Here is a 22,106-nt window from a genome sequence, read left to right on the forward strand (position 1 = left end):
GCCGATGACTGCGCCGATCGCGGTGTCGATGGGCGATCCCGCGGGGATCGGGCCGGAGATCGTCGCCAAAAGCTGGGCGTTGCGTCAGAAGGAAGCGTTGCCACCCTTCGTCGCGGTCGGTGACATGCGCGCGATCGAGCGGGTTTGGAACGGCCCCGTCGCACGTATCGACTCGCCGGCCGACGCGATCGGAGTCTTCGCCACCGCCCTCCCCATCTTCAGCGTCGAGGACGGCGGTGAGATCGTGCCCGGCCAGCCTGATACCGAGGGTGCCCGATGCGCGCTGCGCAGTTTGGAATTGGCCGCCGGTCTCGTCCGCTCCGGCGCCGCGCGGGCGCTGGTGACGGGACCGGTGTCGAAGGCGCAGTTATACGACATCGGCTTCTCGCATCCCGGCCAGACCGAATTCGTCGCCGAGCGGTGCGGCGTTGCGCCGGCCAATGCGGTGATGATGCTGGCGGGACCCACGTTGCGGGTGGTGCCGATCACGACGCATGTGCCGCTGGCGGCGGTATCGTCGCTGCTGACCGTGGAGCTGATCGCCGCGAAGGCGCGGGCTACGGCGCGCGGGCTGGCGCGCAATTTCGGCATCAGCGTGCCGCGGCTGGCGATCGCCGGGCTCAATCCCCATGCCGGCGAAGGCGGCGCGCTGGGTCGCGAGGAGATCGAGGTAATCGAGCCGGCGGTGGCGTTGCTGCAAGCGGAGGGGCTGGCGATCGAAGGACCGTTCGCGGCCGACACGCTATTCCATCCCCGCGCTCGCGCTCGCTTCGATGCGGTACTGTGCCCCTATCACGATCAGGCGCTGATCCCGCTGAAGACGCTGCACTTCGACGAGGGCGTGAACATCACGCTGGGGTTGCCGATCGTCCGCACCTCGCCCGACCACGGCACCGCCTTCGCCATTGCCGGCAAGGGCGTCGCCGAGCCCGGCGCGACGATCGCGGCGATCCGCATGGCGGCGGAGGCGGCCGCGTTTCGCGCCAGATCCTGCGGATGAGCGTATCGCTGCCGCCGCTGCGCGATGTCATTGCCCGACACGGGCTGTCGGCGTCGAAGGCGCTGGGGCAGAATTTCCTGTTCGATGGCCAGCTGCTGGCGCGCATCGCGGCGATACCCGGCGATCTGACCGATGCCGAGGTGCTGGAGGTCGGGCCTGGGCCCGGCGGCCTGACCCGGGCGCTGCTGGCGGCGGGTGCCGATGTCACCGCGATCGAGCGCGATCGGCGCTGCATCCCTGCGCTGCTGGAGCTTGGCGAGGCCTATCCGGGCAAGCTTCGGGTCATCGAAGGCGACGCGCTGGAAGTCGACGCGCCGGCGCTGTTCGCGGAGCGGCCACACATCGTGTCCAATCTGCCGTATAACGTCGGCACGGCGCTACTCGTCGGCTGGCTGACGGGGGCGTGGCAGCCGTGGTGGCAGTCGCTGACGCTGATGTTCCAGAGGGAAGTCGCCAAGCGTATCGTCGCCCAGCCGGGGAGCGACCATTACGGGCGACTGGCGGTACTGGCGCAGTGGCGGTCGGCGGCGCGGATCGCGATGCCGGTCCATCGTTCCGCCTTCACCCCGCCGCCCAAGGTGATGTCGGCGGTGGTTCACATCACGCCGATCGAGCCGCCGGAGGGCGTTCGCGTCGACGTGCTCGAGCGAGTGACCGCGGCGGCCTTCGGGCAGCGGCGCAAGATGCTGCGGCAGAGCCTGAAGTCGGTGCCCGGTGCGCTCGACGCGCTCGATACCCTGGGCATCGATCCGACGCGGCGCGCCGAGACGATCAGCGTCGCCGACTTCGTCGCGATCGCCCGGACTATTCCTTCGCGGTCGTAGCCGGCTTCGTCTCGACCGCCGCCGTCGTCGTCGGCGGGGTCACGGGCGGCCCCTTGGCGATCGCGGCGGCGAGCTGGGTGGCGTCGCCGCACTGGCCCTTGCATAGCGTCTTGATGCGGGCGAGGTTCGCCTTCGCCTGGTTGAGCGCGCCCTTCTGAACCAGCGCCTCGCCCTGACCCCGCAAGGCGGCGACGTCGTTGGGCTCGAGCAGCAACGCCTCGCGATAGAGCCGGATCGCCTTGCCCGGCAGGCCGCGGCTGTCAGCGATGTCGGCGAGCGTGATGAACGCCTGACGATTGCGCGGATCGACCGCGACCGCCGTCTCGATCAGATCGACCGCGCCATCGAGGTTGCCCGCCGCCCGTGCCGCCTTGCCCTGGGCGAGCAGCTGCATTGAGCGGGCATCGATCTGGTCATCGGGTCGCTGGCCGGAAAGGGAGGTCGACATACACACCACCGCCAACGACGCGGCGATGGCAACCGACGAAACGCGCATGATCGTCTCCGAAACGGGCACAATGGGCATCGGCTAGCACGGCGCCCGCAGCCGTGCGACAAAAAAGCCGTCGGTGCGATCGCTTGCCGGGTCGAGCCGAACCCCGGCCCCGCGCGGCGCTCCCGCGCCGAGCGACAGCGCTTCCGCCTGCCAGCCGGGATTGGCGGCGAGAAAGGCGGCGATCCGATCCGCCCCTTCCTCGTCCAGCAGCGAGCAGACGATATAGGCGAGCGCGCCGCCCGGCTTCACCAATGCGGCACCGACCTTGAGGACATGCTGCTGCGCGGCGGCGTAGCGGGCCAGCCGATCGGCGTTCAGCCGCCACCGAGCCTCGGGATTTCGTCGCCAGGTACCGGTGCCCGAGCAGGGCGCATCGATCAACACGCCGTCGGCGCTCGCCTGCCAGTCGGCAAGCATCTCCGCCTCACGCCCAGGGTTCAGCAGCCGCGTCTCGACGATCGTCGCCCCTGCCCGCTCGGCGCGTGCGGGCAATCGCGACAGGCGTGCCCGATCGATGTCGCAGGCTAGAATTTCCCCCGCCCCTGCCATCTCCGCCGCCAGTTGAAGCGTCTTGCCGCCGGCACCGGCGCACAGATCGATGATCCGCTGGCCAGGCGCAGCGGCGAGCGCGGCCCCAACGATCTGGCTGCCCTCGTCCTGCACTTCGATCAGCCCGTCGCGATATTCCGACAGCGTCTCGACGTTGGTCCCGGACGGAAGGCGCAACCCCGCCGGCGCATGGGGCGTCGGTTCGGCGCCGGGGATCGTCAGCGTCGCGCGGCGTGCCTTGAGCGAGTTGACGCGGACGTCCAGCGTGGCCCTCCCGACGAGTGCCGCCATGGCGTCATCGCTCACCCCGGAGTCCTCGAGGCGCTCGACCAGCCAGGCCGGCGCAGCGCCGGGAGCTGCCCGCGGCTCGTCGGGTGCGGTGCGGGCGGGACCATGCACCGACCCGTTGAAGGTCTCGGCGAGCGCGGGATCACCGTCCGCGACGAGCAGCATCGCGGCGCGACCGCTCGCCGGCGGCTCGCCGGCGGCGCGGATCGCGCGATAGACGAGGTCGCGGACGGCACGGCGATCTTTCGACCCAGCGTAGCGGCGCGTCGCGAAATACCGGGCAATCAACGTGTCGGCCGCCGCCCCACCCGCCTGCGCGGCGGCGGCGATGGCATCGACCAGCTCGATCGCCGCTTGCGTGAGCGCGGCCGGCGTCATGCCGCGGCCCTGCGAATGTTGAGACTCTTCACACGCGAAAACGGTTCTACGCCGCGAATGTTGAGACTCTTGACACCATGGCGGGCGAAGCCATCAGGCACCATCGGCAGCGAAAAGGGGCACGGCAGCACGGTCATGGCAACGCCATGCCCAGCGGATCGAATGTAGGACAGCGTTTTTTCCCGACCGCCCCGGTCGATCAGCGGCCCAGCGTGCGGGACAGGCGGATGCCGATATTGTCGATACCGGGATTCTGATCCGAGAACAGCTGGCGGTGGCTGAAATGCTCCCACGCGACCTCGATGGACCAGCGCCGGTCGACGCGAACGCCGAGCGAGGCGTTGGGATTGAACAGCACCTGAGAACCGAATGACGTACGTCGCCGGTAGATGTCGTAGCGACGCTGAGCTTCCTGCGCAGGCAGACCGGCGGCGAACGGATCGGGCGTGAAGCGATAGCCGTCGTGGAGGGTCAGCCCGATGCCCACCTGACCGTAGAGCCGCCCGCGCAATATGTGCTGACGCCATTCCGCGCCGCCGCTTGCGAAGCTCGTTCGGCCAGCCGTGCTGATCTGCACCTTCGCGGAAAGCCGCGGTTTCAAGAGGAATTGCAACGGCGCGGTACGGTACAAGAGCTGGACGTCGACAGTGCCGTCCTCTTCGCTGCCCTCATAGATCTCGCCCGGCGGCAGCTGGGGGAGATCGAAGATCAGGCGATCGCCCAACGGATGGAAGTTGGCGCCATGTTGGAAAACGCCAACGGCAATTTCCGAACGGCGCCCTTGATCCGCGGCGGATTGCGCGGATACCGGTTGTGGCATCACGCCGGTGCTTGTTCCTAGCAATGCCAAGGCGGCATGGCGCCACGTAACCGCTCGCGCAGCCGACCGACGTATGAAAGCCCCCATGTTTCTCCCGTCGATGGAAGAACACCAAGGTCGGGTTTCCGATCGATACCATCCCGTCTATGTGCGGATCCCGCATTTAACAAGTATTAGGATTGCGGGGCGCGACAGCGTGAAGTGGGATATGATCCACCATATCGCGGTGACGACGCGTGCCAATCGCCGACGCTAAGCTCTGATGACGCGCGGCCTGGACATTCCCACCATCATGATCGGATCGCCCGGAGCCTTGGCGGCATTCGATCGCGCCGAGGGGCTCGTCCGGTAAGACCGGGTGACGTCACGGTGGCAAATGGCTAACCACCACGACGTGCCCCTGCCCCTTGCCCGCCCGCCCCGCCGCTGGACGATGCGCCGCGCCCGTGCGCTGATGCGGTCGCGCGGGCCGACGTCGCTGCTGTTCCGCCGCCGGATCGCGGTCGTGACAGGGGCGATCGCAATCGGGATCGTCGCGGTGCTGTTCGCCGGGATCGCCGACACCGCCGGCGCGGCATTCGCGCGCTATGCGGAGGCCTGGCGATGGGCGCCGCTGGCGACGACGCCGATCACCTTCGTGGTGCTCGTCTGGTTGACGCGGCGGTTCGCGCCGGCGGCACGCGGATCGGGTATCCCGCAGGTCATGGCCGCGCGCGAGCAGGCCGATTTCGGCGTCGGCTCGCTGATCGCGATGCGCACTGCGGTGGCGAAGATCGGGCTGACGATCGGTGCCATCCTGTCGGGGGCGAGCGTCGGCCGCGAGGGGCCGACCGTCCAGCTGGCCGCGGCGATCATGGCGCAGGTCCACCGCGTCTTCCGAGTGCCGATGCGCGCGTCGGTGGTCATCGCGAGCGGCGCGGCCGGCGTGGCGGCCGCGTTCAACACGCCGCTTGCTGGCATCCTGTTCGCGATCGAGGAACTGGCCGCCGCCTATGAGCAGCGGGTGACGCTGCTTGTGCTGTCGCTGATCGTCGTCGCCGGTATAGTCGCGCAGAGCCTCTCGGGGGATTACGTCTATTTCGGCGTCGTCCATGCGACGCTGCCGCTGGGCTCCGCGCTGGTCGTGGTGCCGGTCGCGGGATTGGTGGGAGGTCTTGCCGGCGGGCTGTTCGCCCGGCTGATGATGGCGGTCGCGTCGCCGCGGCATGCGATCACCGGTGTCGCGCGACGGCGCCCCCTGGCGATGGCGGGCGGATGCGGCATCGTCGTGGCAGCGCTCGGGATCGGCACCCATGGCCTGACCTGGGGCACCGGCTATGGCGCGGCGCAAGCCATGCTGTCCGGCGTCGATGCGCCGCTGTGGTTCGGGCCGGCGAAATTCGTCGCCGCGCTGTCGACGGCGGTGGCCGGGCTGCCTGGCGGGATCTTCGCGCCCAGCCTGGCGGTGGGCGCCGGCGTCGGTAATCTGCTGCGCCTGCCATTCGCCGACGAGCCGGCGCGCGCGGTCGTGATGCTGGGAATGGTTGCCTATTTTACCGGCGTGGTGCGCGCGCCGCTGACCGCGGTCGTGATCCTGGCGGAGACGACCGGCAGCCGCGGCCTGATGCTGCCGATGTTCGCGACCGCCTTCATCGCCGACTGGGCCAGCACCCGCGTTTCAGCCGACAAGCTGTACCACAGTCTGTCACGCGGGTTCGTCCCCCACGCGGATCCCGTCACCGGGTCGGGTAGTTCGGCGCCTCTCGCGTGATCGTCACGTCGTGGACGTGGCTTTCCTTCAGCCCGGCGCCGGTGATCTGGACGAATTGCGCGCGCTGCTGAAGGTCGGGGATCGTCGCCGAGCCGGTATAGCCCATCGCCGCCTTGATGCCACCGACGAGCTGGTGGATGACGTCGCGCGCCGGGCCCTTGAACGCGACCTGGCCCTCGATGCCTTCGGGGACCAGCTTCAGCTGATCCTTGATCTCGCCCTGGAAATAACGGTCGGCAGAGCCGCGCCCCATCGCGCCGACGCTGCCCATGCCGCGGTACGACTTATAGGCGCGGCCCTGATACAGGAACGTCTCGCCGGGCGCCTCCTCGGTGCCGGCGAGCAGCGAGCCGACCATGCAGGTCGAGGCACCGGCAGCGAGTGCCTTGGCAAGGTCGCCCGAGGTGCGCAGGCCACCGTCGGCGATGACAGGGACGCCGCTCGTCGCCGCGGCCTTGGCGCAGTCCATCACCGCGGTCAGCTGGGGTACGCCGACGCCGGCGACGACGCGGGTGGTGCAGATCGAGCCGGGGCCGATGCCGACCTTGATGCCGTCGGCACCGGCATCGATCAGCGCGCGGGTCGCCTCGCCGGTGGCGACGTTGCCGGCGACGACCTGGACGGCGTTCGACAGCTTCTTGACGCGCTCGACGGCGCGAGCGACGTCGCGGTTGTGGCCGTGGGCGGTGTCGATGACGACCAGGTCGACCTCGGCATCGACCAGCGCTTCGGTCCGCTCGAAGCCCTTGTCGCCCACCGTGGTGGCGGCGGCGACGCGCAGGCGGCCGGCGGCATCCTTGGTCGCATCGGGATAGGTAACCGCTTTCTCGATGTCCTTGACGGTAATCAGGCCAACGCAGCGATAGGCGTCGTCGACGACCAGCAGCTTCTCGATCCGGCGCTGATGGAGCAGGCGGCGCGCCTCGTCCTTGCCCACGTCGGTACGGACGGTCGCCAGGTTGTCGTGGGTCATCAGCTCGGCGACGGGCTGCTTGGGGTTTTCGGCGAAGCGGACGTCGCGGTTCGTCAGGATGCCGACCAGCTTGCCGTCATATTCGACGACGGGGATGCCGCTGATCCGATGTTCGGTCATCAGTGCCTGCGCTTCGCCCAGCGTCGCGGTGGGGGCGATGGTGATCGGGTTGACGACCATGCCGCTCTCGAAGCGCTTGACCTGGCGGACCGCGGCGACCTGTTCCTCGACGGTCAGGTTGCGGTGGAGCACCCCGAGCCCCCCGAGCTGCGCCATGACGATCGCCATCGCCCCTTCGGTCACGGTATCCATCGCCGAGGACAGCACCGGGATATTGAGCGCGATCTCTCGCGTCACGCGGGTGCGGGTGTCGGCCTGTCCCGGCAACACGGCGGATTCGGCCGGCACGAGAAGAACGTCGTCGAAGGTGAGGCCGAGCCTGATGTCCACGGGGTGCCGACTCCGGTTGGGTACGAGGTGGCGCGCCATGTAACCGCCTCCGCCGGCTATCGCTAGGGGGCGGACGAAGTGGTAGGGTCGCCGCGTGGACGCGGAGGGGTATCGACCATGGCTGTGACGATCGCTGGGCTGCTGCTGGCGCTGGTGCTGTTCTATCTGGCGACGAGCATCAAGATCGTCCGCCAGGGCTATCAATATACGATCGAACATTTCGGGCGGTACACGACCACCGCCTCGCCCGGATTCAACTTCTACCCTGCCTTTTTCTATCGCGTCGGCCGCAAGGTGAACATGATGGAGCAGGTGATCGACATTCCGGGGCAGGAGATCATCACCAAGGACAATGCGATCGTCTCGACCGACGGCGTGGTGTTCTTCCAGGTCCTTGACGCCGCCAAGGCTGCCTATGAGGTCTCCGACCTGTATGTCGCGCTGCTCCAGCTGACGACGACCAACCTGCGCACGGTGATGGGGTCGATGGATCTCGACGAGACGCTGTCGAAGCGCGACGAGATCAACGCCCGGCTGCTCTCGGTGGTCGATCATGCGACGGTGCCGTGGGGCGTGAAGATCACACGGGTCGAGATCAAGGACATCCGCCCACCGACCGACATCGTGGCGGCGATGGGCCGGCAGATGAAGGCGGAGCGTGAGAAGCGCGCCAACATCCTGGAAGCGGAAGGCTCGCGTGCCAGCGAAATCCTGCGCGCCGAGGGGCAGAAGCAGGCGCGCATCCTGGAGGCGGAAGGACGGCGCGAGTCGGCCTATCGCGACTCCGAGGCGCGCGAGCGTGCGGCGGAGGCGGAGGCGAAGGCGACGCGGGTGGTGTCGGAGGCGATCGAAAGCGGCGGCACCCAGGCGATCAACTATTTCATCGCGCAGAAGTACGTCGAGGCGATCGGCAAATTCGCGACCAGCCCCAACGCGAAGACGATCCTGTTCCCGGTCGAGGCGACTCAGCTGATCGGCACGCTGGGCGGGATCGGCGAGCTGGCCAAGGAAGCGCTCGGCAAGAGCGACGCCCCTGCCCCTGCCTCGGCGGCCAAGCCGAACCCGACGGGGCTGCCGCGGCCGTGACGATCGATACGCTCGGCGGCGCGGCAGGGCTATGGCTGATCGCGGCGCTCGTGCTGGGCATCCTCGAGCTGCTGGTGCCGGGGGTGTTCCTGGTGTTCCTGGCGATCGCGGCGGCGATCACCGGCGTCGCGACGCTGGCGCTGGCCGACCTGCCGGTGGCGGGACAGCTGGCGTCATTCGCGCTGTGGAGCGTGGTCGCGGTGCTGGTGGGGCGACGCTGGTATCGGGATTTTCCCGTCGCGGGCGACGCGCGGCTCAACGACCGCACGGCGCGGTTGCTGGGCGAGACGGTGATTGTGGAAACCGCGATCGAGGGAGGCCGCGGACGGGTTCGGGTCGGTGACGGCAGCTGGCCGGCGCGGGGCCCGGACATGGCGGTCGGCGCGCTGGCCGACGTGGTGGCCGTGGATGGCGGGGTGCTCATCGTGGCGGCGTCGTCGCCCCCGGCCTAGTCGATGTCCATCAGTGAGTCGGTCGGCTCGATCCAGTTGCGGCGAGCTTCGAGCGATAACGGCTGCTCGCGTCGATAGAAGCGGAGCGGCCAATCGCGCGCGCCCACCGGCGCGGCGAGCATCGCGTTGACCGAACGGTGGATCGACTCGTCGGCCGGACGCTCGGCGAGGAAAGCGCGGATCCCCGCCAGGTAACAGCGCGTGATGGTTTCGTGATAGCCGTGGTGATCGTCGTTCACCCCGCCGACGCTCTCATTATAGCCGGCGATGATGGCCACGATGCGCGCATCAAGATCGATGTCGGGCCGCTTGCGGACCAGCCAGGCGATGGCGGCGAGATGCGCCTCGTGCGTCCATTCCGGACGTGGCAGTGTGCGGGCGAGAAGCCCCGCGCCGACATGCGCGACGGCGTCGTCGTCGGGAAAGAGGCGGATGGGGTGGAGGTCGGTCACGATCGGGTCCTTGATGGCGGACCCGATCGCGGCCGGGTCCTCGTCAGACAGTCTGGGCGGCGATGCGGGGGGCGGATTGTCGCACACCCTCGTCGACGTGATCGGCGAATTGGGCGAAGTTCTCGACGAACAGGTCGACGAGCCTGGCCGCGGTCGCGTCATATTCGGCCTCGTCAGGCCAAGTTTCGCGTGGGTCGAGGATGGCGGAATCAACGCCCGGCACCGCGACCGGCACCTTGAAGCCGAAGTTCGGATCGGTGCGGAATTCCGCGTCGTTCAGCGAGCCGTCGAGCGCGGCATTGAGCAGCGCGCGCGTCGCCTTGATCGGCATGCGGTGGCCGACGCCATACTTGCCGCCAGTCCAGCCGGTGTTGACCAGCCAGCAGTCGACCCCGCCCTTGGCGATCCGCTCCTTGAGGAGGTTGCCGTAGACCGACGGATGGCGCGGCATGAACGGCGCGCCGAAGCACGTCGAGAAGGTGGCATCGGGCTCGGTCACACCGATCTCGGTGCCCGCCACGCGCGCGGTGTAGCCGGACAGGAAGTGGTACATCGCCTGCTCAGGCGTCAGCTTCGCGATCGGCGGCAGGATGCCATAGGCGTCCGCGGTCAGCATCACGATATTCTCGGGCACGCCGCCCATATTGTGCTCGGACGTGTTCGGGATGAAATCGAGCGGATAGGCGCCGCGCGAATTTTCGGCGAGGCTGTTGTCGTCGAGGTCGAGCTGACGCGTGACCGGGTCCATCACGACATTCTCGAGCACCGTGCCGAAGCGTTTGGTGGTCGCGAAGATCTCGGGCTCGGCATCCTCCGACAGGCGGATCATCTTGGCATAGCAGCCGCCCTCGAAATTGAAGACGGCGGTGTCCGACCAGCCATGCTCGTCGTCGCCGATCAGCGTGCGGCTGGCATCGGCCGAGAGCGTCGTCTTGCCGGTGCCGGACAGGCCAAAGAATACCGCGGTGTTGCCGCCGTCGTGCGCCATGTTCGCCGAGCAGTGCATCGGCATGACGCCGGTCGTCGGCAGCAAATAGTTGAGGAGGCCGAACACCGACTTCTTCATCTCGCCCGCATAGCGGGTGCCGCCGATCAGGATCAGCTTCTCGGAAAAGTTGACCGCGATCACCGTTTCGCTGCGGGTGCCGTGGCGCGCGGGGTCGGCGCGGAAGCTCGGCAGATCGATGATGGTGTATTCGGCCTGGAAACCCTTCAACTCATGCTCTTCGGGCCGCACCAGCATGGTGCGGATGAACAGGTTGTGCCACGCCAGTTCGTTGATGACGCGGACGCGCACGCGGTGCTCGGGCTGCGACCCGCCGTAGAGGTCCTGGACGTACAGGTCCTCCTTGTCGCGCAGCGCCTTCATGAAGTCGGCCTTCAGCGCGGCGAAATGGTCGGGCTCCATCGCCTTGTTGGTCTTGCCCCACCAGACGGTCGAGTCGGTCTCGGCATCGCGGACGATGAACTTGTCCTGCGCGCTGCGACCGGTGTGCGCGCCGGTTTCGACCACCAGCGGGCCATCGGCGGATAGCTTGCCCTCGCCGCGGGCAACCGCCGCCTCGAGCAGGCGGGCGGTAACCAGGTTCCAATGTAGATCTGCGCGGGTCTCGATGCCCTGCGCCTCGAGGCCAGCCTCGGGTATACGCTCGTTCACGTCGTCATCCTTCCCCATGGGTCGTCGTTGCGGTCTTTGGCTGCCGCATACGTATGCGTGCGACTAAGCGGCAGCGGCCGCCCGGTCAAATCACGATCCGCCATCCTGTGGTTGAGCCTGTCCCGGCTTTGCACTACCGCAGGCACGTGCCCCGCCGGACCCATAGCCGATGACCGCCACGATCGCGCTGGTCGACGACGACCGCAACATCCTGACCTCGGTATCGATCGCGCTGCAGGCAGAGGGCTTTCTGACCCGCGTCTATTCCGATGGCGAGACGGCGCTGAAGGCGTTGATCGACAATCCGCCCGATCTCGCCATCTTCGACATCAAGATGCCGCGGATGGACGGGCTGGAGCTGTTGCGCCGGCTGCGCGAGAAGAGCCAGACGCCGGTCATCTTCCTGACCAGCAAGGACGACGAGCTCGACGAGGCGCTGGGCCTGGCGATGGGCGCCGACGATTATATCGCCAAGCCGTTCAGCCAGCGGCTGCTGATCGCCCGCATCCGCGCGATCCTGCGCCGGACCGAGGTGGCACAGCAGGGCGGCGGAGAGGCGGACGCCGAGGTTTCGGGGCCGCTGGAGCGGGGCCGGCTGTCAATGGACCCGGCGCGGCATCGTACGCTGTGGGGCGGCCAGCCGGTGACGCTGACCGTCACCGAATTCCTGATCCTGGAAACGCTGGCGCAGCGGCCGGGGATCGTGAAGACGCGCAATCAGCTGATGGATGCGGCCTATCAGGACGACATCTACGTCGACGATCGCACCATCGACAGCCACATCAAGCGATTGCGCCGCAAGTTCCGCCAGGTCGATCCCGAATTCGACGCCATCGAGACGCTGTATGGCGCCGGCTACCGATTCTCCGAGGAGTGATCCGCCTGGCGTAGGCAGCGACCTGACGCTGCGCTGGTCGGGGCAGATTTCGCTCACGCGGCGCATCCTGGCGGTCAACATCCTGGCGCTGCTGCTGCTGGCGGGCGGTTTCTTCTACCTGGATTCGTTCCGGTCGCGGATCATCGACAGCCGCGTCCAGCAGGCGACGCGCGAGGCGCGGCTGATCGCCGAGGCGATGGCGACGGTGACGCCGGCGCATCGGGACGAGCTGGTCGAGCGGCTGGCGGTCGATACCGGCGCCCGCATCCGCGTGTTCGACGAGGCGGGCGCGATGGTCGCGGACAGCAGGGCGCTCGGCGTCCGCAACTTCCGGCTGGTCGATCCCGATCGCGAGGGCGCCGACCAGAAGGTCGCCCGCTGGCTGGACGCGGGCATCGACACGGTCGTCGGTGCGGTGCGTCCTCCCCTCTATCGCGAGCGCGACGGCGGCATGGCGTGGCCCGACGTGAAGATGGCGGCGAGCGAGGGCGCGATCGCCGCCAGCGTCTGGCGAGCGCCCGATCGCACACCGGTCATCACCGCGGCGGCGCGCGTGCCGGGCGGCGTGGTGATGACGACGGTCAACGCGCGCGACATCACCCAGACGGTGCGGATCGAGCGGTTTCGGCTGAGCCTGGTGCTGCTGGTCGTGACGCTGCTGTCGGTGCTGCTGTCGCTGTTCCTGGCGCGCACGATTGTGCGGCCGCTACGGCGACTGGCGCGCGCGGCGGTGCGGGTGCGGCTGGGCCGCGCGCGTGAGGTGGTGGTGCCACGGCTGCCGTCGCGTCGCGACGAGCTGGGGATGCTGGCGCGGGCGCTGTCGGACATGAGCATCGCGCTGCGCGCGCGGATCGACGCCACGGAGGCGTTCGCGGCCGATGTGACGCACGAGATGAAGAACCCCCTCGCATCACTGCGATCGGCGGTCGAAGGTCTGGGCCATGTCCGCGATCCCGAGCTTCAGCAGCGGCTGCTGGCGATCGTGCGTGACGACGTCCATCGGCTCGACCGGCTGATTACCGACATTTCCGAGGCGTCGCGGCTCGACGCCCAGCTAAGCCGCGCCAAGTTCGAGCCGGTCGACGTCGCGGCGATGATCGGTGCGCTGCTCGACCAGCGGGCCCAGCGCGGCGTCGAGCGCGGCATCCGCATCCGCTACGATCGCGACGATGGCGCCCTGCCCCCGGTGCTGGGCGAAGGCGCGCGGCTGGAGCGGGTGTTCGAGAACCTGATCGACAATGCGATCTCATTCTCTCCCGATGACGGGCTGATCGGGATCGGCATCGGCGTTCTGGACGATGACCTGATCGTGCGTATCGAGGACGAGGGGCCCGGCGTGCCCGAGGACGCGCGCGAGGCGGTCTTCCGCCGCTTCCAGTCGGTCCGTCCGGCGACCGAGACGTTCGGCCAGCATTCGGGGCTTGGCCTCGCGATCGCCCGGACGATCGTCGAGGCGCATCAGGGCACGATCGCGGTCGAGGCGCGCGAGGACCGTATCGCCGGCGCGCGGTTCGTCGTCCATCTGCCGCGGGCGGACCTGCGATGAGCGACACCGTCCATGCGACCTGCGTCGCGATCCACGGTCGCGCCGTATTGATCGAGGGGCGATCCGGGACGGGCAAGTCCGACCTTGCCCTGCGGCTGATCGATCGCGGCGCAGTACTGGTCGGCGACGACCGGGTGCGGATCGAGGCCGCCGGCGGGCGGCTGGTCGCGCATGCGGTGCCGACGATCGCCGGCCGGATCGAGGTGCGCGGGGTCGGCATCGCGACGCTGCCGTTCCTGGCCGAGGCGCCGGTCGCGCTGCTCGTCATGCTCGGCGCGCCGGTCAAGCGCCTGCCCGAGCCGATGACCCGCCGCCTTGCCGGGGTCGACATACCCGCTATCGCGCTCGACGCATTCGAGGCATCGACGCCGATCAAGATCGAACTGGCGCTTCGCCAACCGGAGGCCATTCTGCCATGACTGCCGAGCGCAAGGACATATTGATCGTCACCGGCCTGTCGGGCGGCGGCAAGTCGACGGTGTTGAAGACGCTGGAAGACCTGGGCTGGGAGACGGTGGACAACCTGCCGCTGGTGCTGCTCGACCGACTGCTCGACGCGCCGGTCGCCGAGAGTGCGTCGGGTCCCGACCAGCCGCTGGCGATCGGCATCGGCGCGCGGACCCGCGACTTCGATCCCGTGCGAATCGTCGAGCGGATCCGCCGGCTGCGCGACGATCACGGCTGGGACGTCGGCATCCTGTTCCTCGACTGTTCGGGCGCCGAGCTGGAACGCCGCTATACCGAGACGCGGCGGCGCCACCCGCTCGCCGCCGACCGCCCCGCCGCGGACGGGATCGTTCGCGAGCGCGAGCTGCTGGCACCGCTGCGCGACTGGGCGAACCGGCTGATCGACACGACGCGGATGAGCGCGAACGATCTGGCACAGCAGGTGCGGCGCGATTTCGCGCCCAAGAGCGCTGGGCCGGTCCTGTCGGTGACGTCGTTCGGCTTCGCCCGGGGATTGCCGCGCGACGCCGACCTGGTGTTCGACATGCGTTTCCTGCGCAACCCGCATTGGGACGCCCGGCTGCGGCCCGGGACGGGACTCGACGCCGACGTCGCCGCCTATGTCGCCGCCGACCCTGCCTATGAGCCGGCGGTCTCGCGGATCGAGGACCTGCTCACGCTGCTGCTGCCCCGCTATCGTGCTGAGGGCAAAAGCTATGTCACCGTCGCGATCGGCTGTACCGGAGGGAGACACCGGTCGGTCCATGTCGCCGAACGGATCGCCGCCCGGTTGCGCGGCGAGGGATTTTCGCCCACGGTCACCCATCGTGACCTGGCAACCGCGCCGCAGGACTCGCTGGAGGGTTCGCCGGTCGCACAATGAGTGATACGACAAATCCCATGATTGGTCTGGTTCTGGTGACTCACGGACGGCTCGCGGAGGAGTTCGTGACCGCGATGGTGCACGTCGTCGGCCCGCAGGAGCGGGTGGCGACGATCTCCATCGGCCCCGACGACGACATGGAGGAACGCCGCGCAGACATCGCCGCCGCAATCGAGACGGTCGACGTCGGGCGAGGCGTGATCGTGCTGACCGACCTGTTCGGGGGTACACCGTCGAACCTCGCGATCTCGCTGATGCGGCGCGGGCATGTCGAGGTGATCGCCGGCATGAACCTGCCGATGCTCATCCGGCTGGGATCGGCGCGCAAGTCGATGAAGGTGGTCGAGGCAGTGGCCGCGGCGCGCGAGGCGGGGCGGAAATATATCTCGGTCGCGTCCGAGGTGCTGGGCGAGGCAGCGGCATGAGCGCGGTGACGCGCGACGTGATGATCACCAACCGTCGCGGCCTTCACGCGCGGGCCAGCGCCAAGTTCGTGACGCTGGCATCGGGCCAGCCGTGCGAGGTGCAGGTCGCCAAGGCCGGATCGGGCCAGGTGACGGGCACGTCGATCATGGGGCTGATGATGCTCGGCGCAGCGATGGGCGATACGATCACGATCAGCGCGGACGGCGAGGGTGCCGACGCGGCGGTCGCGTGCCTGGCCGATCTGGTCGAGGCGAAATTCGGCGAGGATTGAGGCGCCGCCTTCGACCAACTCACTGCCCTCACCCTTCCCACGCCGCTGCGCGACGCGGGCCCCTTCCCTTTCCCAACGGGAGAGGGAAAATGCTGCCGAAGGCAGCGAAGGGTGAGGTCAGGCTCATCGAACGAGACGTTTATGCCCCGCGAAATCACCGCCTATTCCAACCCCCTCATCAAGCGGGTCCGCGACCTGCGCGACAAGCGGCATCGGCGCGAGGCGCGGCAGTTCCTGGCCGAGGGGCTGCGCATCCTGACTGAGGCGCGCGAGACCGGCCGCCTGCCCGCGATGCTGTTCTATGCCGCGCCAAGCCGGCTGCATCCGCTGGTCCAGGCGCTGGTGCGCGACGTCGAGGCGGCGGGGGGCGAGGCGATCGAGACGACTGCCGATATCCTGTCGAAGCTGTCGGGCAAGGACAATCCGCAGGCGGTCGTCGGCGTGTTCGACGAGTTCGAGACCAGCCTCGCCGATCTCGATCGATCGCGGGCCGGTATCTGGCTGGTCGCCGAGCGGCTGCGCGATCCGGGTAATCTCGGCACGATCCTGCGCACCGGCGACGCGGTGGGCGCCGGCGGGCTGATCCTGGTCGGGGAGTGCGTCGATCCCTTTTCGGTCGAGGCGGTGCGCGCCAGCATGGGGGCGCTGTTCACCGTACCGGTGGTGCGGAGCGACTGGCAACCGTTCCTGCACTGGCTGCGCGGTGGACCGGGGCAGCTGGTGGGGCTGAGCCTCGATACCGACATCGATTACCGCTCGGCGACCTATGCGGCGCCGACGTTCCTGCTGACCGGCAACGAGGCGCAGGGGATGCCGGAGGGCTATGCCGCGGCGTGCGACCTGCTGGTGAAGATCCCGATGCTGGGCAAGGCCGACAGCCTCAATGCGGCGGTCGCGACGGCGGTGATGGCCTATGAGGTGCTGGCGCAGCAGCGGGGCTGACGCGGCGCCGGATCAATGCCGCGATCCGACCATCCCCGTGACATTCGCGGCGCCGATCACGCGCCCGCCAACCATACCGCGCACGCTGACGTCGGCGCCCTCCTCGACGATCAAGTCGCCGCCGATCATCGCGTCGATCTGCGCGCGGACGCCGGGACGGACGATGACGTCGCCTGCGACCATGGCCCGAATCCGGCCGTCCTGTTCCACGACGAGATCGCCGGCATGCATCCTGTTCATCGTTAACGCTCCCAAGGTTGGCGCGATAACGCGGGGTGGATCGATGCGGTTCATTGCCGCCGGCGCCAAGTTCAGCACGACGGGGCGAAATAGGACCGCCCTTGCCACTTTCGTCATCCCCGCGAACGCGGGAATCCATAATAGCTGGGCACAGTGGGACTCATCGGCGCCTCTGGGATATGGATTCCCGCCTTCGCGGGAATGACGGGAGGGAGGCGGTCACGACGTCCCAGCCGGATCGACCGTGCTCATCAGCTTCGTCAGCGGGCGTGCCGCCTGCTCGCCGACGGGTAGCGTTTCGATCGTCTTCGCGCCGGGATCGATATTGAGCGTTTCGAAGCGCTTGGCGCTGGTCAGCACCTGGCTTTCCAGGCTGCCGACGAACTGGTTGTAGGCCGTCATCGCCGTGTCGAGGTTGCGGCCGAGCTTCGCGACATGGCCGCCCATCACGGCAAGGCGCTGATACAGCTCCTTGCCGAGCTTGCCGATTTCGCGCGCCTCGGTCGCGAGCAGCTCCTGGCGCCAGACCGCGGCGACGGTGCGCGCGATCGCGATCAGGTTGGTCGGGGTGGCGAGCAGCACGCGCTTGTCGAACGCATAGTCCCACAGCGTCGGATCATGTTCGAGCGCGGCCGACAGGAAATGCTCGCCGGGGACGAACATCACGACATAGTCAGGCGCGTCGTCGAACTGGCTCCAATACGCCTTGGTTCCGAGACCGTTGACGTGCGCGCGCATCGCGGCGGCGTGGGCGGTCAGGCCGGCATGGCGCTCCGCCTCGTCGACCGCGCCGAACGCGTCCTGATAGGCGTTGAGCGACACCTTGGCGTCGATCACCAGCGCCTTGCCGCCGGGCACGCGAACGATCGCGTCGGGGCGCAGCCGACCCCCTTCCCCGTCGTCGATGCTGACTTCGGTGCGGAAATCGGTATGCTCGGCGAGGCCGCAGGTTTCGAGCACGTTGCGCAGCTGCTGCTCGCCCCAGCGACCGCGCGCCTTGGGCGCATTGCGCAGCGCGTTGACGAGCTTCGCCGCCTCGCCCGACACGCGCTCCTGCCCGACCCGCATCGCCTCGATCTGGCCCTTCAGCTCGCCGAAGGCGGAACGGCGCTCGTCCTCGACCTTGCGGACGCCCTCTTCGTAGCGGAGCAGGCGCTCATTGACCGGCTGGAGTAGCGCGGCGAGGCGCTGGCCCTGCGCACGTTCGGAGTCGGCAAAGCGCGCCTGAGCCTGTTCGAGGAACTGGGTCTGCGCCGCGGCGAGCACCTTGCCCGCGGTCGCGCCGAAATGCTGTTCGAGCTGGGCAAGCGTGCGGGCATGGGCGGCGTCGCGCTCTTCGGCCTGGGCGCGGAGGATCGCGACCTCACGCATCGCATCGTTGCGCTCGCGCTCGACCGCGTCGCGTGCCTGGCGGACGAGATCGGCGTCGGCCACGCGGCTTTGTGCGACGGCAAGGTCGCTGGCGATCGCGCCGACGCGGCGACTTGCGACGAGCCAGCCGATCAGAAGGCCGATGGCCAGGGCCAGGATGGCGGCGAGGATGAGTTCGGTCATGCCGCGAGGCTCGCAAAGGTAACGAAGGTGACGACCCGTATGCGAGAGGTGCCGGGGGCGGTCGGCGACGGCACGGCGATATTCGTTCGGACCAGAGTTTTATGCGAAGCCATTGGTGGAACGTATAACGAACGGAGTTGGTAGGACAGCCCTAAAAATTGGTGCAGGACCGCCAGGTTAGGTCGTCCACTCCTCGATGAGATGCTGAAACGAGTTCAACATGACGGGAGTGGAAAGACGTGTGTCTACCCCCGCCGCGCCTTGTCGAGCTTCTTGAGCAGCATGCCGCGCTTCAATCGCGAGATATGGTCGATGAACAGCACGCCGTTCAGATGGTCGATCTCGTGCTGCATGCAGGTGGCGCGAAGGCCGTCGAATTCCTCCTCATGGCTCTCCCCCTGTTCGTCGAGCCAGCGAACGCGGCAGCGCGCGGGGCGCTGCACCTCGGCATATTGCTCGGGGATCGAAAGGCAGCCTTCGTTGTAGACGCTGGTCTCTTCGCTCTCTTCGAGCACCTCGGGATTGATGTACGCGCGAGGATCCTTGATCGGCTTGCCCTCCTCATCCTCCTGATCCTGCAGGTCGATCACGAGGACGCGTTGGTCGACGCCGACCTGGATCGCGGCAAGGCCGATGCCGTGCGCGTCGTACATGCTTTCGATCATGTCGGCGACAAGCGTGCGCGTCTCGTCGGTTACCGCCTCGACGGGCTTGGAAACGAGGCGGAGACGCGGGTCGGGAATCTCGACGATGGGTAGAACGGCCATGGCGCGCGGCTATGCTCGACGATCGCGAGCGTCAAGCGCGCGGGCTTTAGCAATTCGGTAAGGACGGCTGTATTATCGTCGAGTCGGGGGTATCCACATGGATGAATCCAACCGTCTTGCCACGTTACACCGCTACGACATCCTCGATACAGCCAATGAGGTTGAATTCGACGACCTGGCATGCCGCATCGCGGAGCTGTTCGCCGTACCATCGGTCCTGATCTCGTTCATCGACGGGGAGCGCCAGTGGTACAAGGCGCGGATCGGAGCCGCGGCGAGCGAGGTGCGGCGAAGCGAATCCTTCTGCACCAGGGTCATCGACGCCGACGAGGTGGTGGTCGTCCCCGACGCGCGGCTCGACGAGCGGTTTCGCGGCAACCCGGCGGTGCGTGGGTCGGACGGCATTCGCTTCTACGCCGCCGCGCCGATCAAGGCACTCAATCGCGCGCGGATCGGCACCGTCTGTATCTACGACAAGGTGCCGAGGCCGCCGCTGACCGAGCGCGAGAAGCGCCAGCTGGCGAGCTTCGCGGCGCAGGTGATCGAGCTGCTGGAAAAGCGGCTCGCGCTCAAGCGAGTGGCCGCCTAGCGCGAAGCGCCTGGGCGAGCGTGCCTTCGTCGAGATAGTCGAGTTCGCCACCGACCGGCAGGCCGTGCGCCAGCTGGGTAACGCGGATCGGGAAGCGCTCGATGCGTTCGGCGATATAATGGGCGGTGGTCTGCCCCTCCAGCGTCGCGTTCATCGCCAGCACGACCTCGTCGATTCCCCCCGCCTCGATCCGGCGAACGAGCTGGTCGATCGACAGGTCCTCGGGCCGCACGCCCTCCAGTGCGGACAATCGCCCGCCAAGAACGTGGAAGCGCCCCGGGAAGAGCCGCGAGCGTTCGAGTGCCCACAGGTCCGCGACCTCCTCGACGATGCAGAGGGCGCGCTGGTCGCGACGCGGATCGGCGCAGATAGCGCAAGGATCGGCGGTATCGACGTTGCCGCAGACCGAGCAGGTCGTGAGCTTTTCGTCGACTGCCTCCAGCGCGGCCCGCAAGGGGCCGAGCGCCGCCTCGCGCTTCTTGAGCAGATGCAGCACCGCGCGGCGTGCCGATCGCGGGCCGAGGCCCGGCAGGCGGGAAAGCGCCTGGGTCAGCGCGTCGATCTCGGGAGAGGCCATGGCGTCCGATATGGCGCCTTGTGTCCCGCTTCGCCAGCGGCGGGGTGACGGAGACGCCATGATGTGGTGAAGGGCGGACATGCGGATCGTCTTCATGGGAACGCCCGACTTCGCGGTGCCGACACTCGATGCCCTGGTCGAGGCCGGGCATGACGTCGTCGCCATCTATACCCAGCCGCCCCGCCCTGGCGGACGGCGCGGTCGCGAATTGGTCGCCTCTCCCGTCCAGCGGCGTGGCGAAACGCTGGGGATCGAGGTGCGATCTCCGAAAACCCTGCGCAATACCGAGGCGCAGGCGGCATTCGCCACGCTCGACGCCGACGTCGCGGTGGTCGCGGCCTATGGGCTGCTGCTCCCCCAGCCGGTGCTCGATGCGCCGCGCCACGGCTGCCTCAACGTCCACGGCTCACTGCTGCCGCGCTGGCGGGGGGCGGCGCCGGTGCAGCGTGCGATCGAGGCAGGCGATGCCGAGACGGGCGTCGGCATCATGCAGATGGAGATCGGCCTCGACACCGGGCCGGTGCGGCTGGAGGGGCGGACGCCGGTCGACGGCAAGACGGCAGGCGAGATGACGCAGGAGCTGGCGGCGATGGGCGCCGCGCTGATGGTGACGGTATTGGGCGACCTCGACGGCCATCCTCCCGTCGCGCAGCCCGACGACGGCGTCACCTATGCCGCCAAGATCAGCAAGGCGGAGGCGCGCCTCGACTTCGCGCGGGACGCCATGGCGGTGGAGCGACAGGTGCGCGCCTTCAACCCGGCGCCAGGCGCCTATGTCGAGGTTGCGGGCGAGCGGGTGAAGATCCTCGCCGCCGAGGTCGTCCACCATGACGGCGGGCACATGAGCGGGCTGGTGATCGACGATCGGCTGACGATCGCATGCGGGGACGGGGCCATTCGGCCGACGCTGGTCCAGCGTGCGGGGCGCGGCGTGGTGGCGACGGACGAGCTGTTGCGGGGTTTTCCGGTAGCGGTGGGCACGCGGCTTTGACGCGGTTCGCGCTGACGGTGGAATATGACGGCCGGCCCTTCATGGGGTGGCAGCGCCAGCGCCATGGCCCGTCGGTGCAGCAGGCGATCGAGGAAGCGGCATTCGCGGTGACGGGCGAGGTGGCGACGGTCCACGCCGCGGGGCGGACCGATGCCGGCGTCCATGGGCTGGCGATGCGCGCGCATCTCGACGTGGCGAAGCCGTTCGCGGCGTTTCGGTTGATGGAGGCGCTCAACGCCCGACTGCGGCCCGCCCCGGTGGCGATCCTGGCGTGCAACGAGGTCGCCGACGACTGGCATGCGCGCTTTTCCTGCGTCGGGCGGTCCTATGAATATCGCATCATCAACCGCCGGGCGCCGCTGACGTTCGAGCGCGGCCTGGCCTGGCATGTCGCGCGACCGCTCGATGCCGAGGCGATGCACGTCGCGGCGCAGCGGCTGGTGGGGCTGCACGACTTCACGACGTTTCGCTCGGCGCATTGCCAGTCGGCGAGTCCGGTGAAGACGCTCGATCGGCTCGCCGTGGTGCGCGACGGCGAACGGGTGCTGGTGCGGACCGCGGCGCGATCGTTCCTGCATCACCAGGTGCGCTCAATGGTGGGGTGCCTGGCGCAGGTGGGGCTGGGCCGTTGGTCGGCGGACGATGTGACGGCGGCGCTGGAGGCGCGGGACCGTCAGCGGCTGGCGCTGAACGCGCCGCCCGATGGGTTGTTCTTCGTGGCGGCGTCATATTGAGATACGCACGAAGACGCAAAGATCGCGATTGCTCTTCATACCTGGTGTTAAGAACGGGATGCCGTTCTCGTCAGCTCTTGACGCCTT

At 68.3% G+C, this 22,106-nt stretch carries 25 protein-coding genes; 15 read left to right on the forward strand and 10 right to left on the reverse strand.

The features are described from left to right. Positions 1 to 4 precede the first annotated feature (4 nt). Together pdxA and rsmA are read left to right on the forward strand one after the other, a co-directional pair. Positions 5 to 1,000 carry a 4-hydroxythreonine-4-phosphate dehydrogenase PdxA gene (gene pdxA, locus GGQ80_RS09845; protein WP_183984274.1) on the forward strand — a complete coding sequence of 332 codons (996 nt, stop codon included), beginning with the start codon at positions 5 to 7 and terminating at the stop codon, positions 998 to 1,000. Next, on the forward strand, positions 997 to 1,824 hold the full coding sequence (gene rsmA, locus GGQ80_RS09850) for a 16S rRNA (adenine(1518)-N(6)/adenine(1519)-N(6))-dimethyltransferase RsmA (RefSeq protein ID WP_183984276.1): 828 nt from the start codon (positions 997 to 999) through the stop codon (positions 1,822 to 1,824). The genes pdxA and rsmA overlap by 4 nt, the downstream gene beginning before the upstream one ends. Here rsmA and GGQ80_RS09855 read toward each other — a convergent pair. From GGQ80_RS09855 to GGQ80_RS09865, 3 genes are all read right to left on the reverse strand, one after another. Further along, entirely contained in the window at positions 1,805 to 2,320 is a 516-nt protein-coding gene (locus GGQ80_RS09855; protein ID WP_183984278.1) for a tetratricopeptide repeat protein, read from the reverse strand. The two genes, rsmA and GGQ80_RS09855, sit on opposite strands and share 20 nt — an antisense overlap. Positions 2,321 to 2,353: 33 nt before the next feature. Then, positions 2,354 to 3,535: an RsmB/NOP family class I SAM-dependent RNA methyltransferase gene (locus GGQ80_RS09860; protein ID WP_183984280.1), complete on the reverse strand. Its 1,182-nt coding sequence runs from the start codon at positions 3,533 to 3,535 to the stop codon at positions 2,354 to 2,356. A 199-nt stretch (positions 3,536 to 3,734) separates the two neighbouring features. Next, positions 3,735 to 4,259 carry an acyloxyacyl hydrolase gene (locus GGQ80_RS09865; protein ID WP_246346988.1) on the reverse strand — a complete coding sequence of 175 codons (525 nt, stop codon included), beginning with the start codon at positions 4,257 to 4,259 and terminating at the stop codon, positions 3,735 to 3,737. A 472-nt stretch (positions 4,260 to 4,731) separates the two neighbouring features. Here GGQ80_RS09865 and GGQ80_RS09870 point away from each other — a divergent pair, with 472 nt between their 5' ends. Then, positions 4,732 to 6,105, forward strand: coding sequence for a chloride channel protein (locus tag GGQ80_RS09870; protein WP_183984284.1), 1,374 nt, complete (start codon positions 4,732 to 4,734; stop codon positions 6,103 to 6,105). Here GGQ80_RS09870 and guaB read toward each other — a convergent pair. After that, a complete protein-coding gene (gene guaB, locus GGQ80_RS09875) occupies positions 6,071 to 7,528 on the reverse strand; it encodes an IMP dehydrogenase (protein WP_183984286.1) in 1,458 nt (485 codons plus the stop codon). The two genes, GGQ80_RS09870 and guaB, sit on opposite strands and share 35 nt — an antisense overlap. Before the next feature lie 117 nt (positions 7,529 to 7,645). On the opposite strand from guaB, the gene GGQ80_RS09880 reads away from it, so the two are divergent. Both GGQ80_RS09880 and GGQ80_RS09885 read left to right on the forward strand, forming a co-directional pair. Then, on the forward strand, positions 7,646 to 8,614 hold the full coding sequence (locus GGQ80_RS09880; protein ID WP_183984288.1) for an SPFH domain-containing protein: 969 nt from the start codon (positions 7,646 to 7,648) through the stop codon (positions 8,612 to 8,614). Beyond that, a complete protein-coding gene (locus tag GGQ80_RS09885; protein ID WP_183984290.1) occupies positions 8,611 to 9,066 on the forward strand; it encodes an NfeD family protein in 456 nt (151 codons plus the stop codon). Before GGQ80_RS09880 ends, GGQ80_RS09885 begins: the two co-directional genes overlap by 4 nt. On the opposite strand, the gene GGQ80_RS09890 is transcribed toward GGQ80_RS09885, so the two are convergent. Continuing rightward, entirely contained in the window at positions 9,063 to 9,518 is a 456-nt protein-coding gene (locus tag GGQ80_RS09890) for a hypothetical protein (protein WP_183984292.1), read from the reverse strand. The genes GGQ80_RS09885 and GGQ80_RS09890 overlap by 4 nt on opposite strands. A gap of 43 nt (positions 9,519 to 9,561) precedes the next feature. Beyond that, positions 9,562 to 11,175, reverse strand: coding sequence for a phosphoenolpyruvate carboxykinase (locus GGQ80_RS09895; protein ID WP_183984294.1), 1,614 nt, complete (start codon positions 11,173 to 11,175; stop codon positions 9,562 to 9,564). A gap of 169 nt (positions 11,176 to 11,344) precedes the next feature. Between GGQ80_RS09895 and GGQ80_RS09900 the strand changes: the two genes are divergently transcribed. The 7 genes from GGQ80_RS09900 (at position 11,345) to GGQ80_RS09930 (ending at position 16,567) form a co-directional block, all read left to right on the forward strand. Continuing rightward, complete coding sequence (locus GGQ80_RS09900) at positions 11,345 to 12,052, forward strand: response regulator transcription factor (RefSeq protein ID WP_183984296.1); 708 nt, start codon at positions 11,345 to 11,347, stop codon at positions 12,050 to 12,052. Continuing rightward, complete coding sequence (locus tag GGQ80_RS09905; RefSeq protein WP_183984298.1) at positions 12,021 to 13,598, forward strand: sensor histidine kinase; 1,578 nt, start codon at positions 12,021 to 12,023, stop codon at positions 13,596 to 13,598. The genes GGQ80_RS09900 and GGQ80_RS09905 overlap by 32 nt, the downstream gene beginning before the upstream one ends. Next, positions 13,595 to 14,017, forward strand: coding sequence for an HPr kinase/phosphorylase (locus GGQ80_RS09910; RefSeq protein ID WP_183984300.1), 423 nt, complete (start codon positions 13,595 to 13,597; stop codon positions 14,015 to 14,017). The genes GGQ80_RS09905 and GGQ80_RS09910 overlap by 4 nt, the downstream gene beginning before the upstream one ends. Further along, positions 14,014 to 14,928 carry an RNase adapter RapZ gene (gene rapZ / locus GGQ80_RS09915; protein WP_183984302.1) on the forward strand — a complete coding sequence of 305 codons (915 nt, stop codon included), beginning with the start codon at positions 14,014 to 14,016 and terminating at the stop codon, positions 14,926 to 14,928. Before GGQ80_RS09910 ends, rapZ begins: the two co-directional genes overlap by 4 nt. A gap of 17 nt (positions 14,929 to 14,945) precedes the next feature. Next, positions 14,946 to 15,353: a PTS sugar transporter subunit IIA gene (locus tag GGQ80_RS09920; RefSeq protein WP_183984304.1), complete on the forward strand. Its 408-nt coding sequence runs from the start codon at positions 14,946 to 14,948 to the stop codon at positions 15,351 to 15,353. Continuing rightward, on the forward strand, positions 15,350 to 15,625 hold the full coding sequence (locus GGQ80_RS09925; RefSeq protein WP_183984306.1) for an HPr family phosphocarrier protein: 276 nt from the start codon (positions 15,350 to 15,352) through the stop codon (positions 15,623 to 15,625). The genes GGQ80_RS09920 and GGQ80_RS09925 overlap by 4 nt, the downstream gene beginning before the upstream one ends. Positions 15,626 to 15,766: 141 nt before the next feature. Further along, positions 15,767 to 16,567 (forward strand): TrmH family RNA methyltransferase, encoded by an 801-nt coding sequence (locus GGQ80_RS09930; RefSeq protein ID WP_183984309.1) that lies wholly within the window; start codon positions 15,767 to 15,769, stop codon positions 16,565 to 16,567. Between the two features lie 12 nt (positions 16,568 to 16,579). On the opposite strand, the gene GGQ80_RS09935 is transcribed toward GGQ80_RS09930, so the two are convergent. From GGQ80_RS09935 to def, 3 genes are all read right to left on the reverse strand, one after another. Continuing rightward, the gene (locus GGQ80_RS09935; protein WP_246346989.1) at positions 16,580 to 16,861 is read right to left on the reverse strand and encodes a hypothetical protein; all 282 of its coding nucleotides are present in this window, start codon (positions 16,859 to 16,861) and stop codon (positions 16,580 to 16,582) included. A gap of 165 nt (positions 16,862 to 17,026) precedes the next feature. Continuing rightward, entirely contained in the window at positions 17,027 to 18,361 is a 1,335-nt protein-coding gene (locus GGQ80_RS09940; RefSeq protein WP_183984311.1) for a DNA recombination protein RmuC, read from the reverse strand. Positions 18,362 to 18,606: 245 nt separating this feature from the next. Further along, a complete protein-coding gene (def, locus tag GGQ80_RS09945; RefSeq protein WP_183984313.1) occupies positions 18,607 to 19,128 on the reverse strand; it encodes a peptide deformylase in 522 nt (173 codons plus the stop codon). A gap of 97 nt (positions 19,129 to 19,225) precedes the next feature. On the opposite strand from def, the gene GGQ80_RS09950 reads away from it, so the two are divergent. Beyond that, positions 19,226 to 19,717, forward strand: a complete 492-nt coding sequence (locus tag GGQ80_RS09950; protein WP_183984315.1) for a GAF domain-containing protein — start codon at positions 19,226 to 19,228, stop codon at positions 19,715 to 19,717. Here the strand turns inward: GGQ80_RS09950 and recR are convergent. Continuing rightward, the gene (gene recR / locus GGQ80_RS09955; RefSeq protein ID WP_183984317.1) at positions 19,698 to 20,294 is read right to left on the reverse strand and encodes a recombination mediator RecR; all 597 of its coding nucleotides are present in this window, start codon (positions 20,292 to 20,294) and stop codon (positions 19,698 to 19,700) included. The two genes, GGQ80_RS09950 and recR, sit on opposite strands and share 20 nt — an antisense overlap. 79 nt (positions 20,295 to 20,373) lie before the next feature. Here recR and fmt point away from each other — a divergent pair, with 79 nt between their 5' ends. Then, a complete protein-coding gene (fmt, locus tag GGQ80_RS09960) occupies positions 20,374 to 21,285 on the forward strand; it encodes a methionyl-tRNA formyltransferase (RefSeq protein ID WP_183984319.1) in 912 nt (303 codons plus the stop codon). After that, positions 21,282 to 22,019, forward strand: coding sequence for a tRNA pseudouridine(38-40) synthase TruA (gene truA / locus GGQ80_RS09965; protein ID WP_183984321.1), 738 nt, complete (start codon positions 21,282 to 21,284; stop codon positions 22,017 to 22,019). Before fmt ends, truA begins: the two co-directional genes overlap by 4 nt. The last annotated feature ends 87 nt before the right edge of the window (positions 22,020 to 22,106 follow it).

Origin of the sequence: Sphingomonas jinjuensis (genome assembly GCF_014197105.1) — a bacterium.
GTDB lineage: Bacteria > Pseudomonadota > Alphaproteobacteria > Sphingomonadales > Sphingomonadaceae > Sphingomonas > Sphingomonas jinjuensis.

Bases quoted from the DNA above. Each gene is read 5' to 3' on its own strand.
- GGQ80_RS09930 (WP_183984309.1), top strand. From the start codon at position 15,767: ATGCCCCGCGAAATCACCGCCTATTCCAACCCCCTCATCAAGCGGGTC.
- GGQ80_RS09860 (WP_183984280.1), bottom strand. From the start codon at position 3,535: ATGACGCCGGCCGCGCTCACGCAAGCGGCGATCGAGCTGGTCGATGCC.
- GGQ80_RS09880 (WP_183984288.1), top strand. From the start codon at position 7,646: ATGGCTGTGACGATCGCTGGGCTGCTGCTGGCGCTGGTGCTGTTCTAT.
- GGQ80_RS09870 (WP_183984284.1), top strand. From the start codon at position 4,732: ATGGCTAACCACCACGACGTGCCCCTGCCCCTTGCCCGCCCGCCCCGC.
- rapZ (WP_183984302.1), top strand. From the start codon at position 14,014: ATGACTGCCGAGCGCAAGGACATATTGATCGTCACCGGCCTGTCGGGC.
- fmt (WP_183984319.1), top strand. From the start codon at position 20,374: ATGCGGATCGTCTTCATGGGAACGCCCGACTTCGCGGTGCCGACACTC.
- pdxA (WP_183984274.1), top strand. From the start codon at position 5: ATGACTGCGCCGATCGCGGTGTCGATGGGCGATCCCGCGGGGATCGGG.
- def (WP_183984313.1), bottom strand. From the start codon at position 19,128: ATGGCCGTTCTACCCATCGTCGAGATTCCCGACCCGCGTCTCCGCCTC.
- rsmA (WP_183984276.1), top strand. From the start codon at position 997: ATGAGCGTATCGCTGCCGCCGCTGCGCGATGTCATTGCCCGACACGGG.
- GGQ80_RS09950 (WP_183984315.1), top strand. From the start codon at position 19,226: ATGGATGAATCCAACCGTCTTGCCACGTTACACCGCTACGACATCCTC.
- recR (WP_183984317.1), bottom strand. From the start codon at position 20,294: ATGGCCTCTCCCGAGATCGACGCGCTGACCCAGGCGCTTTCCCGCCTG.
- GGQ80_RS09900 (WP_183984296.1), top strand. From the start codon at position 11,345: ATGACCGCCACGATCGCGCTGGTCGACGACGACCGCAACATCCTGACC.
- GGQ80_RS09855 (WP_183984278.1), bottom strand. From the start codon at position 2,320: ATGCGCGTTTCGTCGGTTGCCATCGCCGCGTCGTTGGCGGTGGTGTGT.
- GGQ80_RS09920 (WP_183984304.1), top strand. From the start codon at position 14,946: ATGATTGGTCTGGTTCTGGTGACTCACGGACGGCTCGCGGAGGAGTTC.
- GGQ80_RS09905 (WP_183984298.1), top strand. From the start codon at position 12,021: ATGGCGCCGGCTACCGATTCTCCGAGGAGTGATCCGCCTGGCGTAGGC.
- GGQ80_RS09925 (WP_183984306.1), top strand. From the start codon at position 15,350: ATGAGCGCGGTGACGCGCGACGTGATGATCACCAACCGTCGCGGCCTT.
- GGQ80_RS09940 (WP_183984311.1), bottom strand. From the start codon at position 18,361: ATGACCGAACTCATCCTCGCCGCCATCCTGGCCCTGGCCATCGGCCTT.
- GGQ80_RS09935 (WP_246346989.1), bottom strand. From the start codon at position 16,861: ATGAACCGCATCGATCCACCCCGCGTTATCGCGCCAACCTTGGGAGCG.
- GGQ80_RS09910 (WP_183984300.1), top strand. From the start codon at position 13,595: ATGAGCGACACCGTCCATGCGACCTGCGTCGCGATCCACGGTCGCGCC.